Origin of the sequence: Bacillus sp. RHFS10 (assembly GCF_016757475.1) — a bacterium.
Classification (GTDB): Bacteria; Bacillota; Bacilli; order Bacillales; family Bacillaceae; genus Bacillus; species Bacillus subtilis_G.
Map to the genome: position 1 here is coordinate 956,817 of NZ_JAESPO010000001.1, position 16,163 is coordinate 972,979.

Consider the following 16,163-nt stretch of genomic DNA (forward strand, 5'->3'; position numbering starts at 1 on the left):
ATGAGGTGCTCCAATGTCGGTTTTTAAAACTCAAGAAATGTACTGGGATAACCTATTTGATGAAGATGACGGCCTAAGCGCATTCCCTTACTTTAAAGCGGCGGACAACACGTCATTGTCCCGTACCGGCTATCAGGAAAAATGCATCTGCCGTTCCTTATCTCCGGAAGTATCTCAAAGAATAATGACAATGGCTAATCATTCTGACATGGCTGCCTATTTGATTTTATTGGCAGGTATTGAATGCTTGTTGTATAAATATACGGATCGAACGAGCCTGATTCTTGGCATTCCAACGATATCGAAGCAAAAAAGCAGCCAGTCAGCTGTTAACACCATTGTCCTCTTGAAAAACAGGCTTACAAGCCAGAGCACGTTTAAAACCGTATTCGAGCAAATAAAAGAAGCCGTTCATGATTCGCTGAAAAATCAAAACCTGCCGTTCCGAAAAATGGTTCAGCATCTAAACGTGCAATACAATGATAAGCGTCTGCCGTTGATTCATACCGTCGTTTCGCTTAACCAAATTCATTCCTTGCAATTTAAAGAAGATGTTGCGACCGATATGCTGTTTCACTTTGATTTGGAGAACGACGGAATTCAATTAAAGCTTTTTTATAACGGCAATCTGTACGACGAGGGCTATATAGATCAAATTGCAGCCCATTTAGATCAGCTGCTTTCTATAATCTTGTTTCAGCCTCAAGCTGCGATCCATACGGCAGAGGTCGTACCCGAAACAGAAAAACAGAAACTATTGTTTGATTTTAATGACACCGGCGCAGATTACTCCGGGAGCAGAACCGTCTATCAATTATTTGAAGAACAAGCACAAAGAACGCCTGAGCATGAAGCCGTCAAGTTCAAAAACAGCCATCTGACCTACAGAGAATTGAATGAAAAGGCCAGCCGTTTGGCAAGAACATTGCGTAACTGCGGCGTTCAAGCCGATACGTTGGTCGCCATTCTGGCTGATCGTTCATTAGAAATGATCGTGTCTATTCTAGCCATTTGGAAGGCGGGGGGCGCTTATGTGCCCCTGGACCCTGAATACCCAAAAGAGCGGCTTCAATATCTGCTTCATGATGCGAATGCAGACGTTCTCCTTGTTCAGCGTCATTTCAAAAACAGCCTGACCTTTGACGGACCAACGATCGATCTGAATGATGAATCATCTTACCATACGGACTGCTCATTATTATCACCCGTAGCGGAACACAACCATTTAGCCTATGTCATTTATACCTCAGGCACAACAGGATTGCCGAAAGGGGTCATGGTTGAACACGGCGGCATTGTGAACTCGCTTCAGTGGAAGAAGGCGTTTTTCAAGCATTCTGCCAAGGATCGCGTGCTTGTCTTGTATCCCTATGTTTTTGATGCATTCATTTTAAATTTCTTCAGCCCCCTTATATCAGGGGCAACCTTGCACCTTTTGCCAAATGAAGAGAATAAAGACCTTTTCGCCATTCAAAACACCATGAAACAAGAGAGAATTACACATTTTTCAACTTCTCCCCGTCTTCTGAAAACGATGATCGAACAAATGAACGCAGAGGACTTTATTCATGTCCAGCATGTTGTTGTAGGCGGCGAGCAGCTGGAAATAGATACAGTTGAGAAGCTATATTCTCTGCAGCCTCACATTCAAATCAATAATGAATACGGACCGACCGAAAATAGTGTGGTATCTACATTTCACCCTGTTCAGTCCGCAGATGAACAGATCACAATCGGCAAACCGGTGGCCAACCACCAAGCCTATATTTTAGGAGCGCACCTTCAAATCCAGCCGATCGGCGTACCGGGAGAGCTGTATGTCGGAGGAGCGGGAGTGGCCCGCGGCTACCTCAATCAGCCTGTATTGACGGAAGAAAAGTTTGTTCAGCATGTGCATCTTCCTGGTCAAAAGATGTATAAAACGGGTGACCTCGCCAGGTGGTTGCCAGATGGAAGAATCGAATATTTAGGGCGAATCGATCATCAAGTGAAAATTCGCGGCTACCGTATCGAGATCGGCGAGGTAGAGGCCGCCATATTCAATCTTGAAAAAGTTCGTGAAGCTGCTGTCGTTGCGTGGGAAGACGAAGACGGAGCCAAGCAATTGTATGCCTATTATGTCGGTGAGCCTTCTTTGACCGCTGCGCAGTTCAGAGACGATTTGTCCCGTAAACTGCCGGATTATATGATTCCCTCCTATTTTATCCATTTGGAACACATACCGCTCACTTCCAATGGAAAAATTGATTTGAAAGCTTTGCCTGCTGCCGAAGAAAAAACGCGGATGGATAACGAATACATAGCCCCGCGAAACCCAACAGAAGAACTGCTGGCGTCTATCTGGCAAGAAGTATTAGGGGCTGAGCGTATAGGGATTCTCGATAATTTCTTTGATTTTGGAGGAGATTCGATTAAATCAATTCAGGTGTCTTCGAGATTATATCAAGCCGGATACAAGGTTGATATGAAGCATTTGTTTAAATACCCTGCGATTGCTGATCTAAGTCAATTTGTAGCGCCGGTTGGCAGGAAGGCTGATCAAAAAGAAGTAAACGGCCGGACAAATCTGACCCCGATTCAGCATTGGTTTTTTGAACAAAAAATGCTGAATGCACACCATTACAATCAGGCCGTCATGTTATATTCGGCGGAAGGCTTTAAAGAGGAGCCGCTTCGCCGGACGATGGAACGTGTCGCATCTCATCACGATGCCTTGAGAATGATTTTTGAAAAAACGCCGAATGGATACGCTCCGCGAATTACAGGGACAGATGAAAGTGAATTATACCATCTGGACGTGATGAATTATAAAGGGGAAACCGATCCGGCTCAAGCGATTGCCGATAAAGCGAATGAGATTCAAAGCAGCATGGTATTAGACCAGGGTCCTTTGATGAAGCTTGGTTTGTTCCAATGTCCCGACGGAGATCATTTGCTGATTGCGATTCATCACTTGGTGATTGACGGAGTATCCTGGCGCATTTTACTTGAGGATTTTGCAAGCGGTTATGAGCAGGCAGAGCACGGGCAAACGATCCAGCTCCCGCAAAAAACAGATTCATTTCCATTCTGGGCGGATCAATTGTCCAAGTATGCAGCGGAAACCGACATAGAACAGGAGATCGCTTATTGGGCTGACCTTACAAGCATAAAGCCGCAGTCATTGCCGAAGGACAACATAAGCGAAGGTTCGTTATTAAGAGACAGCGAAGAAGTAAAGATTCAATGGACAAATGAGGAAACAGAGCAATTATTAAAACATGCGAATCGCGCCTACAACACGGAAATCAATGATCTGCTGCTGACTTCATTAGGACTCGCCGTTCACAGGTGGACTGGCATAGAAGACATTGTCGTGAATGTGGAAGGCCACGGGAGAGAGCCAATTATTCCGGATGCGGATATCTCCCGCACGATTGGATGGTTTACAAGCCAATACCCTGTCGTACTGAAGATGGAAGCCGGCAAAGACCTGTCGCAGCGGATTAAGAGCGTGAAAGAAGGGCTGCGCCGTATCCCTGATAAAGGGATGAATTACAGCATCGTCAAATATGTATCCGGGCGCCCGGAAGCCGGAAGCCTGCAGCTGAATCCGGAAATATCGTTTAATTACTTGGGACAATTTGACCAAGATTTGAAGCATCAAGCTTTCCGCATATCACCTTTTTCCACAGGGTTATCGATGAATGAAAACCAAGAGAGAACAGTCGTGCTTGATTTGAATGGGATGATTGCAGAAGGGAAATTATCGCTGACGCTGAGCTACAGCAACAAACAATACGAAAGATCGACTATGGCGAAATTTGCACGGAATTTGAAAGAAAGTCTGCAGGAAGTCATTGCGCATTGCGTAAGCCGGCAGCAGACTACCCTAACGCCAAGTGACATCCTGTTAAAGGATATCACAATAGACGAACTGGAACAGCTTTTGGAGCAGACGAGTGAATTGGGCGAAACGGAAAACATTTATCCATTAACACCGATGCAGAAAGGTATGCTGTTTCACAGCTTGTTTGACCCGAGTTCTGGTGCTTATTTTCAGCAAACGATGTTTGATCTGCATGGAGACCTGAATATTGCTTCATTTTCGAAAAGCTTGGATGGCTTATCGAAAAAATATGACATTTTCCGCACGAATTTTTACAGAGGCTGGAAGGATCAGCCTCTGCAAATCATATTCAAAACGAAAAAAATCGGTTTTGAATTCATTGACTTACGCGAAATGAAGGAATCACATAAAGAAGAGATGATTCAGGAATATGTCAGAAAAGACAAGATGAGGGGTTTCGACTTAGAGAAAGACGCGTTAATGCGGCTACTCATTCTTCGCACGGATGAAAAGGCATACCGTTTTATATGGAGTTTTCACCACATTTTGATGGACGGCTGGTGCCTGCCGCTGATTACAAAAGAAATATTCGAGCATTACTTTGCCTTACTTCAGCAAAAGCAGCCTGAGCAATCGGCAATTACTCCCTACAGTCAATACATTGAATGGCTCGGCCGTCAGGATACGAAAGAGGCGATGGGTTATTGGGATCAGTACTTGGCGGGGTATGAGGAGCAAACCATCCTGCCTAAGGATCACCATGCGGCGGAAGAACGATATATTCCGGATAAAGTAACATGTGACATAAGCTCTGATCTCACTTTGAAAATGAAACAGACGGCCGGCAGACGCCATGTCACGCTGAACACGCTGCTGCAGACGGCATGGGCGGTTCTGCTGCAGAAATATAACCGAAGCCGGGACGTTGTTTTTGGAAGTGTTGTTTCCGGAAGACCCGCTGGAATTCCAAACGTGGAAACCATGATCGGCTTGTTCATTAACACCATTCCCGTCCGGTTCCGATGTGAAGCCGGGACAACGTTTGCCGAGCTTATGAAAGAGGCGCAGGAAAGAGCTGTAGCGTCTCAACAATTTGAGACGCACCCGTTGTACGATATTCAAGCACGCACAACGCAAAAGCAAAATTTAATTACACATTTAATGATATTCGAAAATTATCCGGTTGATCAGTATATGGAAAGCATAGGCCGGCAAAACGGATCATCCATCACGATTTCCAACGTACAGATGGAAGAACAGACCAACTACGATTTCAATTTGACCGTTATACCGGGCGACAAGATGAACATCTCTTTTGAATACAATGCAACTGTGTATGATCGGGCAAGCATAGAGCGGGTTCGGGAACATTTCATGCAAATCCTGCAGCAAGTCGTGACAGATGCGGATATCCAGGTGGACCAAGTGGAATTGTTAACGGAAGGCGAAAAAAGAACCCTTCTTCATACTCTTAACGACACGGCTGCGCCATTTCCGCAGACGCCGGTTTATCAATTATTTGAAAAACAATCGCAGCGTACGCCCGATCAAGCGGCCGTCATCGATAGAGACAGGCAGCTCACGTACGGAGAGCTCAATAAGCGGGCAAACCAACTGGCGCGAACGTTACGAGCGAAGGGCGTGCAGGCGGACCATCCTGTGGCTGTCATCAGCAGAAACAGTATCGAATCGGTTGTCGGGATTCTTGCCGTTTTAAAATCAGGCGGAGCCTACGTCCCTATAGATCCGGAATATCCGCAAGACCGTATTCGGTATATGCTGGATGACTCTCAAGCCGGCATCGTTTTGATGCAGCGAGATGTGAGGGAGCAGCTTGCCTATGAAGGCGACACGATTTTACTGGATGATGAAAGCTCGTATCACCAAGATGATTCTGACCTTGCACCGATAAGTGATGCCAGCCATTTGGCATATGTCATTTATACGTCAGGTTCCACAGGCCGGCCAAAAGGCGTATTAATCGAGCACCGAGGCTTGACCAATTATATTTGGTGGGCAAAAGAAGTTTATGTAAAAGGCGAGAAAACCAACTTCCCGTTGTACTCGTCAATCTCTTTTGATCTGACGGTGACTTCTATTTTCACACCGCTTGTCACAGGCAATACGATCATCGTCTATGACGGAGAGGACAAAACAGCACTGCTCGCATCGATTGTACAGGACCCGAGGGTGGATATTATTAAATTGACCCCGGCCCATTTGCAGGTTTTGAAAGAAATGAACATCGCCGATAAGACGGCTGTCCGAAGACTGATTGTGGGCGGGGAGAATCTAAGCACCCGGTTAGCCAAAAGTATTCATGAACAGTTCGAAGGCAAAATTGAAATATGCAATGAGTACGGACCGACGGAAACCGTTGTCGGCTGCATGATTTACCGTTACGATGCCGTGAAGGACAGGCGGGAATCGGTACCGATCGGAACGGCTGCAGCAAACATGAGCATTTATGTGCTGGATGAGAATATGAAACCTGCGCCGATCGGTGTCCCAGGAGAAATCTATATCAGCGGCGCCGGTGTGGCAAGAGGATATTTGAACCGTCCGGAATTGACGGCAGAGAAATTTGTCGATGACCCGTTTGCATCCGAAGCCAAGATGTATAAGACCGGAGATTTGGCAAAGTGGCTGGCTGACGGAAACATTGAATATGCGGGCAGAATAGATGAACAAGTGAAAATCAGAGGCTATCGTATCGAATTAGGCGAGATCGAGGCGGCGCTGCTTCAAGAAGAAGCGATTAAAAAAGCGGTCGTTACAGCCAGAGAAGATGTCCACGGGTTTAAACAATTGTGTGCGTATTACGTGAGCGGCGGGCAAATAACGGGATCCCGGCTCCGGAAACAATTGTCTCATTGCTTGGCGAGTTATATGATTCCGGCTTATTTTATTGAGCTGGATGAAATGCCTTTAACTTCCAATGGGAAAATAAACAAAAAAGCGCTGCCTGCTCCGGATTTCGAGCTGCAGGACAGAGCAGAGTATAAGGCTCCCCGAACAAACGTGGAAGAAATATTAGTTTCCGCCTGGGAAGCTGTATTAGGCGCAGAGAACGTAAGTATTTTGGATAATTTCTTTGATCTTGGCGGAGATTCGATTAAATCAATCCAAGTGTCATCAAGATTAAATCAAAACGGATACAAAATGGAAATCAAAGACTTGTTCCAATATGCAACGATTGCCGAATTGACTCCGCACATCAAGCAGAATTTGCGTATAGCCGATCAGGGTGAAGTCAAAGGAAAAGTCAGCCTGACTCCTATTCAGCATTGGTTTTTCGAACAAATAACGACAGATCAGCATTATTATAATCAAGCCGTCATGCTGTATGCCCCGGAAGGTTTTCAGGAAATGCCGCTGCGCCAAACCTTGCAAAAGCTTGCAGAACACCATGATGCGCTCCGCATGACGTTCCAGCAGACAGAGAATGGTTACGAGGCACAGAATGCAGAGATCGCGCCAAGCGGGCTTTACCACCTAGAAGTTCTGAATCTAAAAGCAGAATCCGATCCGGGGCAGACAATTGAAGCCAAGGCAAATGAGATACAAGGCAGTATTCGTTTAAGTGACGGACCGTTAATGAAAATCGGATTGTTTCAATGTGCAGATGGAGATCACTTGCTGATTGCCATCCATCATTTGATTGTAGACGGGGTTTCATGGCGGATTTTATTGGAGGATATCGTTAGTGGTTACAGGCAAGCTGAAAACGGGCAAGTGATTCAACTGACGCAAAAAACGGACTCTTTCCAATTATGGGCCAAGAGGCTTTCTGAATATACGCAAAGTGAAACCATAAAACAAGAACAGGAATATTGGACAAAGATCGAACAAACCGATGTGAAACCGCTGCCTAAGGATTTTCATGAAACACATACGACTTCAAAAGACAGTGAAACGGAAACCGTGGAATGGACTAAAGAAGAAACCGAGCTGTTATTAAAACAAGCGAATCGCGCTTATAACACTGAAATAAACGATTTGCTTTTAACCTCCCTTGGTCTTTCCATATCACACTTGTCAGGACTTGAACAGATTCCGATTCATTTAGAGGGACACGGAAGAGAACAGATGAGTCTAGATATGGATGTCTCCCGTACGGTTGGATGGTTCACAAGTCTGTATCCAGTTGTTCTACACGCGCAATCAGGCAAAGAAATCTCTTATTATATCAAGTTGACCAAAGAAGGACTGCGCCACATTCCGCATAAAGGGATCGGATATGGAATAGCAAGGTACTTAAGCGACGCAATGCCATCAAAATTAAATCCGGAGATTTGTTTTAACTACCTGGGGCAGTTTGACCAAGATTTGCAGCAGCATGCGATTCAATTATCTTCTTACTCCTGCGGTTCAGACTCGAGCGGGAATCAAGAAAGACCATATGTCTTGAATATAAACGGAATGATAACCGAGGGACAGCTGAGGTTTACGATCAGCTACAGCAGCAAACAGTACACAAAAGAAACGATCAAGCGGTTATCGGAAACGATTCAAAGCCGCCTGCGGACAATCATTACGCATTGCGTTCATAAAGAACAATCGGAACTGACGCCAAGCGATATTTTGTTAAAAGGCATGTCCATTGACGAATTGGATCAGCTCCTCATTCAACTGCCGCATGCAGGTGAGATTGAAAACGTGTATCCGCTCACTCCGATGCAGAAAGGAATGCTCTTCCACAGCTTGCTGGATGAGGACTCACATTCTTATTTCGAACAAGCATCGTTCGATTTGCAGGGAGAGTTAAAGATTGATTGCTTTAAAGCGAGCTTGGAACGATTATTTGAAACATACGCCGTGTTCAGAACCCGTTTTTACAGCGGCTGGAACGATACTCCTTTACAAATTGTCTATAAAACGCAAAAACCGCAAATTCATTTTGCAGATTTGCGTGACATAGAGGAGCATCTGCGTGAGGATGCAATCGCAGCCTATCAAAGAGAAGACAAGGCAAAAGGATTTGACTTAGCTCGGGATCCGCTGATGCGCATAGCGATTTTCCGTATGGAAGACAGCAAATATCATTTGATTTGGAGCTTTCATCATATTGTTATGGACGGCTGGTGCCTGTCTCTTATCACGAAGGAAGTGTTTGAGTATTATAACGCCTTGCAAGAAGGCAGAGAAACAGAACTGCCTTCTGCAGCTCATTACAGCGACTATATCGAGTGGCTTCATCTCCAAGATCAGGGAGCGGCCAAACGGTACTGGAGCGAGTATCTTGACGGTTATAAAGGTGAAACCAGGCTTCTTCATAAACGACCGAAGCATGAACAAAAAGCATATGCCTATGCTAATGTGACCTGCGAACTAGACCAAGAACAGACAAAGCAATTGCAGCAGATCGCAAACCAGCATCAAGTGACATTAAATTCGTTGATCCAAACGTTGTGGGGAATTTTATTACAGAAATACAGCGGGTCGCAAGACGTTGTATTTGGCAACGTCGTGTCCGGAAGGCCGGCGGAAATCCCTGGGGTGGAACAGATGATCGGCCTGTTCATCAATACCATTCCGGTTCGCATCCGCTGTGATGAGGACAGTTCTTTTGCTGATACGATGCAAATGGTTCAACAAAACGCACTGGCTTCCCAAGCATACGATACCTTTCCTTTATACGAAATTCAGGCCCAGACGGAACAGAAACAAAACCTGATTGACCATATCATGATCTTTGAAAACTATCCGATAGGGCAGCAGGTTGAAGAGGCAAGCCGTTATGATACGGAACTGAACGTCATGAATTTTCATATGCAGGAACACTCCCATTATGATTTGAATGTGGTTGTCATTCCTGGCAAACAGCTGGCCGTTCATTTCGGTTTTAATGAAAATGAATATGAAAAATCAGAAGTGGAGCAGATCTGCGGACATTTTGAACAGCTCATGCAGCAAGTATTGAAGCAGCCATCTGTCAAAATAGAAGAATTGGAGCTTTTGACTCAACGAGAAAAAGAAGACCTGCTCAGCCATTTTCAGTCTGTCGGCAAGAAATATCAGCACGAACAAACGATTCATGAGTGGTTCGAGGAACAAGCGCATCGTACGCCGGACCATACGGCGGTTGTATTCGAGGGTAACCAATTAAGCTCCGGGGAACTGAATCGGCGGGCCAATCAGCTTGCGCGAACCTTGCAGGCAAAGGGAGTACAGTCCGATCAGCTTGTCGGCATTATGACTGAACGATCGCTGGAGATGATTGTAGGCATCTTGGGAGTTTTAAAAGCGGGCGGCGCATATTTGCCGATAGATCCTGATTCTCCGCCTGAACGCATTCGTTATATTTTTAGTGATTCAGGCATCAGTGTATTGCTTTATCGCGGGAAGCTGCAGGATAATATCTGCTTCTCAGGAACATGTATCGATCTCATGGAGGAAAGTGCCTATCACGAAAAAGACAGCGGCCTTGCGCTCTCTTATCAGTCGAGTCAACTGGCCTATGCCATTTATACTTCCGGCACGACAGGCAAGCCTAAAGGCACGCTAATTGAACATCGCCAGGTCATTCACTTGATTGAAGGACTGAGCCGCCAAGTTTACTCTGCCTATGATGCGGAGCTGAATGTTGCCATGCTTGCCCCATATTATTTTGATGCTTCTGTTCAGCAGATGTATGCTTCCTTGCTGTTAGGTCATACCTTGTTTATTGTTCCCAAGGATGTCGTGTCAGACGGTGCAGCATTATGCCGTTACTATCGGCAGCATTGCATTGATATAACTGACGGAACACCTGCCCACTTAAAACTTTTGATAGCTGCAGGTGATTTGCAGGGAGTCCCGCTTCAGCATCTGTTAATCGGAGGAGAGGCGCTTTCCAAAACGACGGTAAATAAGCTCATGCAAGCATTCGGCGAGCATGGTGCTGCGCCTGCGATCACCAATGTATATGGCCCTACAGAAACTTGCGTAGACGCGTCCTTCTTCAACATTGAATGTGCTTCCGATGCTTGGACACGCAGCCAAAACTATGTCCCTATAGGCAAGCCGTTAGGCAGCAACCGCATGTACATTTTGGATTCAAAAAAACGGCTACAGCCGGCTGGCGTTCAAGGCGAGCTGTATATTGCAGGGGACGGTGTCGGACGGGGTTACTTGAACCTGCCGGAACTAACGGATGAAAAATTTTCTACCGATCCGTTTGTCCCGACGGACCGAATGTATAGAACCGGTGATCTGGCCCGCCTTATGCCAGATGGAAATATTGAATTTATCGGCCGGATTGATCATCAGGTGAAAATTCACGGTTTTCGGATCGAACTCGGTGAAATCGAATCGGTAATGCTGAACATCCCCGATATTCAAGAAGCCGCCGCAATTGCCCTTAAAGATGCGGATGGAGATTATTTCCTATGCGGATACTATACTGCGGATAATCCAATACAGATCAGTGAACTTCGCGAAAGTATGGCACGGCATTTATCGGGATATATGATACCGGCTCATTTTGTGCAGCTGGATAAGATGCCGCTGACGCCAAACGGGAAGTTGAACCGTCAGTTATTACCGGCTCCGGTCAAAAATCGGGATAAAGGCATAGAATACGTGCTGCCGCAGACTCCGGCAGAAATCCAGCTGACGGCAATTTGGCAGGATGTTCTCGGGTTAGAGCAGGTCGGGATTCGAGATCACTTTTTTGATATCGGCGGCCACTCCCTGCGGGCAACCGCGCTTATTGCAAAAATACAAAAACAAATGCATGTCCAAATTCCTTTGCGGGACGTATTCCGTTTCCCAACCATTGAACAGCTTGCGCGGGAAATCACGACGATGGAGCAAACCGGGTATGCCGGGATTCCTGCAATTGAGAAAAGACCATATTATCCGGTATCTTCGGCGCAAAAACGATTGTACATTCTCAATCATCTGGAAGGCGGAGAACTCAGTTACAACATGCTGGGTCTGATGGCTGTCGAGGGCAAGCTTGATCGTGATAAGCTGCAGCAAGCCTTCCTCACACTGATTCAACGTCATGAATCTTTGCGCACCGGTTTTAAAATGGCCGGCGGAGAACCTGTTCAGTATGTCTTGGATCACGCAGAGTTTGAAGCAGAGTGGTATCAGGCAGAAGAAAATGATGCAGACCTTTATATCCGCCAATTTATTCGTCCGTTTGATCTGGAGAAGCCGCCGCTGCTTCGTGTGGGGCTGATTGAACTTCAACCTGACCGCGGAATTCTGCTGTTTGATATGCATCACATTATTTCTGACGGAACATCTATGAGCGTATTGATTAAAGAATTTATTCGGATTTATGAAGGAGAGACATTGCCGCCCCTGCGCATCCAGTACAAGGACTACGCAGTATGGCAGACCGGACAAGCGCGTTTAAAACAGATCCAAAACCAAGAAGCCTATTGGTTAGAGCTGTACAGCGGCGACGTTCCTGTCCTTCATATGCCTACCGATTATAAACGGCCGTCGGCACGGGATTTTGCGGGAGCCACGATGCATTTCACGCTTGATAAGCAAAAAAGCGAAGGGTTAAAGCAGCTCGTATCTCAAACAGAATCCACTTTATATATGGTGCTCCTTGCGTCTTATACCTTATTGCTTTCAAAATACAGCGGCCAGGAAGACATTATTGTCGGCAGCCCAATAGCGGGGAGACCGCATGCGGATTTGGAACCCATTATCGGAATGTTTGTAAATACACTGGCGATGAGAAATCACCCTGAAAAATGGAAGAATTTCACTCAGTATCTGGCCGAGGTGAAGGAGAATGCTTTGAAAGCTTACGAGCATCAAGATTACCCTTTTGAAGCGCTGGTTGATCAACTGGATATTGCTAGAGATTTGAGCCGTAATCCGCTGTTTGACACCATGTTTGTGCTTCAAAACACGGAGCAGGAACAGTTAGAGATAAATGACGTAACTTTCAAACCATTCCCAAGTGAACATACGATGGCTAAATTTGATTTAACCTTAACGGCTGTGGAAGAGGAGTCGGGTATTCATTTCACGATGGAATACTTGACGGCTCTGTTTAAACCGGAAACGATCGAACGTATGATGGGACATTTTGTGCAGCTGATTGATTCGGTTATCAAACAGCCTGAGGCCGAGCTGGCTAGTTTGGATATGATGACCCAAGAAGAGAACAGTGAAATCCAGAAACTCTTTAACGATACTGCAACTGCAGAAAAACGTAATCCGGCAGCGGTTCATCAACTTTTTGAGCAGCAGGCTGCGCTTAACCCAGATCATGAAGCCGTCATATTTGGAAATCAAACTCTGACTTATCGTCAGCTGAATGAACGTTCCAATCAGTTGGCGCTCATCCTCCAAGATAAGGGTGTTGGCACAGATCAGGTGGTTGCCGTTCTCACGGATCGCTCAGCAAATATGATCATCGGCATTTTAGCCATATTAAAGGCGGGCGGAGCATTTCTTCCTATCGATCCGGAACTTCCTGATGAACGGCGGGTTTTTTTGATAAAAGACAGCGGCGCCAGTGTGCTTTTGACTAGTGCAGGTCATGTCATTCCGCCGCTCTTTAAAGGGGAAGTGCTTCTGCTTGATGATCCGTTACTATATCAAGGCGGGACAGACAATCTTAATCTTTCCTATTCGGAAAATGATTTAATGTACATCATTTACACGTCAGGCACAACAGGGAAACCAAAAGGAGTTCAGCTAGAGCATAAAACGATGACGAATCTGCTCGCTTATGAGCAGGGGCATACGCAGCTGCGCTTTGACAGAGTGCTGCAATTTGCCGCAATGAGCTTTGATGTCTGCTATCAAGAAATGTTTTCGGCGCTTTCAAGCGGAGGAACACTCTGTATCATCAGCAATGAGGCGAAACGGGAAATACGTCAGCTCAATGAATTTGTCAAAATGCATAGGGTACAAACAGCATTTCTTCCGACCGCTTTCCTTAAGCTCCTTGCCTCGGAGAAACACCATTTCGAACCGTTTGCCGAGTGCGTGGATCACATCATCGCTGCGGGAGAACAGCTCATCGTAACAAGTATGCTGCGTGACATGCTGGCACGCCACCATGTCACATTGCATAATCATTACGGCCCGTCGGAGACACATGTCGTGACCATGTATACCGTTGATCCGGATACAGAACAGGAACTTCAGCCAATCGGCAAACCGATTTCAAATACGGAGATTTTCATTTTGAATGAAGCAGGAACGCTTCAGCCTGTCGGAATTGTCGGCGAACTTTGTATTTCAGGGGTCAGCTTAGCACGTGGTTATCATAACAGAGAGCTTTTGACGCTCGAAACATTTGTTCCGCATCCATATGATCCGAATCAACGGATGTATAAAACAGGTGATCTGGCCCGTTACCTTCCTGACGGGAACATTGAATATGCTGGTAGGATGGACCATCAAGTCAAAATTCGCGGTTACCGGATTGAACTCGGTGAGCCGGAAGCCGCTCTTCTAGAGCATGTCCAAGAAGCAGTTGTTCTGGCCAGAGAAAATGAAGACGGGCAAAGCGATTTGTATGCCTACTTTACAGCGAAGCAATCACTCTCGATCAGTCAGCTAAAAGAAAACCTTGCTGAACAAATACCGGGATACATGATCCCTTCATACTTCATCCAACTGGAGAAACTGCCGTTAACCTCCAATGGAAAAGTAAATCGAAGAGCGTTACCGATGCCTGAAGCAGGTTTGCAAACCGGGATCGACTACGTTGCTCCGCGGACGAGTATGGAAAAGCAGCTGATAGGCATCTGGCGTGACATTTTGAAGATAAAAGAAATAGGAGTGAAAGATAACTTTTTCGATTTGGGCGGCCACTCGTTACGGGGGATGACTCTCATCGCCAAAATTCATCAGCAATTCAGCAAAAACATTTCATTAAGAGAAGTATTCCAATGTCCGACAGTTGAAGAAATGGCACAGTTTATCGCAGAAGCGAAAGACATCAGGCCGGATTACATTCCGGCTGCCAAAGAAAAAGATGTCTATGCTGTATCCTCCGTGCAGAAAATGGTTTACCTGTCGACACAAATTGAAGGAGGCGAACTCAGCTATAATATGCCGGGAATCCTCACATTAGAGGGAAAAATCGACATAGATCGCTTACAAACCGCATTTCAAAAACTGATTTATCGTCATGAATCACTGCGTACCGGTTTTGAAATGATCCGCGGAGAACCAGTGCAGGTGATCAAACCGCAAGTGGAGTTTTCTATGGAAAGGTACAAGGCGGCACCTGACGAAATTGAAGAACTTTTCCGCGCCTTCGTGCGGCCATTCGATCTCAGTCAGGCTCCATTACTTCGGGCCGGACTCATTGAGTTAGAACAAGACAGGAATGTTTTCATGTTTGACATGCACCACATCATTACGGACGGCGCGTCCATGAATATTTTTGTCGAAGAACTGATTCAATTGTATGGCGGCAAAGATTTAGCTCCGCTCCGTATTCAGTACAAAGACTTTACTGAATGGAAACATCAAAAAGAACAGAGAGAACGAATCAAGAGGCAGGAAGAGTATTGGCTGGGTGTATTTCATGAAGAGCTGTCGTCATTCGAGCTGCCGAAAGATTTTGCGAGACCGCCGGTTAGAAGTTTCGATGGGAAGCGGCATAATTTTGTGCTCGATAAGACTGTCATCCAAGGTGTAAAACAGCTGGAAGACTTGACCGGCTCGACCGCTTATATGATTTTGTTCTCGGCCTATTCCATACTGCTGGCTAAATACAGCGGACAGGATGATATCGTCATCGGCACACCTATTGCGGGAAGAATGCATGAAGATTTGCAACATCTCATCGGCATGTTTGTCAATACATTAGCTATCCGTACCGCTCCGATGGCGGAAAAGACATTTATGGATTATATAACGGAAACAAAAGAAACAATGCTGAAGGCTTATGAAAATCAAGAGTATCCTTTTGAAGAACTAGTAGAAAAACTGGGTGTGAAACGGGACTTAAGCCGAAATCCATTGTTCGATACGATGTTTGTCCTGCAAAATACGGAACACACGGATATTGAAGTGGACTCTCTCGCGGTCAAGTCTTATGAACAAACGAATACAACAGCTAAATTTGATTTACAGCTGAACTTTGTAATGGACCAAGATGAGATACAAGGCAGCTTTGACTACTGCACGAAGCTATTTAAAAAGAAAACCATTGCTGTAATGGCCAAGGATTACGTCATGATCCTCTCGGCGATTTTACGAAACCCATCCATTCCTTTAAAAGAAATTCAATTAAGCGAAAAAGTAAACAAAAGGAAACACCTCGCAAGCACAATCGAATTGGATTTCTAATCATGGCCGGCAGCGGCTGTCCCGGCACAAATGCCGCGGGTGCCGCCAGCCGCCTTCAAAACAG

Annotated in this window: 1 protein-coding gene; it reads left to right on the top strand. The window is 45.7% G+C overall.

What is annotated here, in order from left to right; translation table 11 throughout:
* Positions 1 to 13 precede the first annotated feature (13 nt).
* The gene (locus JMN17_RS04880) at positions 14 to 16,099 is read left to right on the top strand and encodes a non-ribosomal peptide synthase/polyketide synthase (protein ID WP_202327627.1); all 16,086 of its coding nucleotides are present in this window, start codon (positions 14 to 16) and stop codon (positions 16,097 to 16,099) included.
* Positions 16,100 to 16,163 lie beyond the last annotated feature (64 nt).

Excerpts from the sequence above, each read along its gene's own strand:
- JMN17_RS04880 (WP_202327627.1), top strand. The coding sequence starts at position 14 with ATGTCGGTTTTTAAAACTCAAGAAATGTACTGGGATAACCTATTTGAT.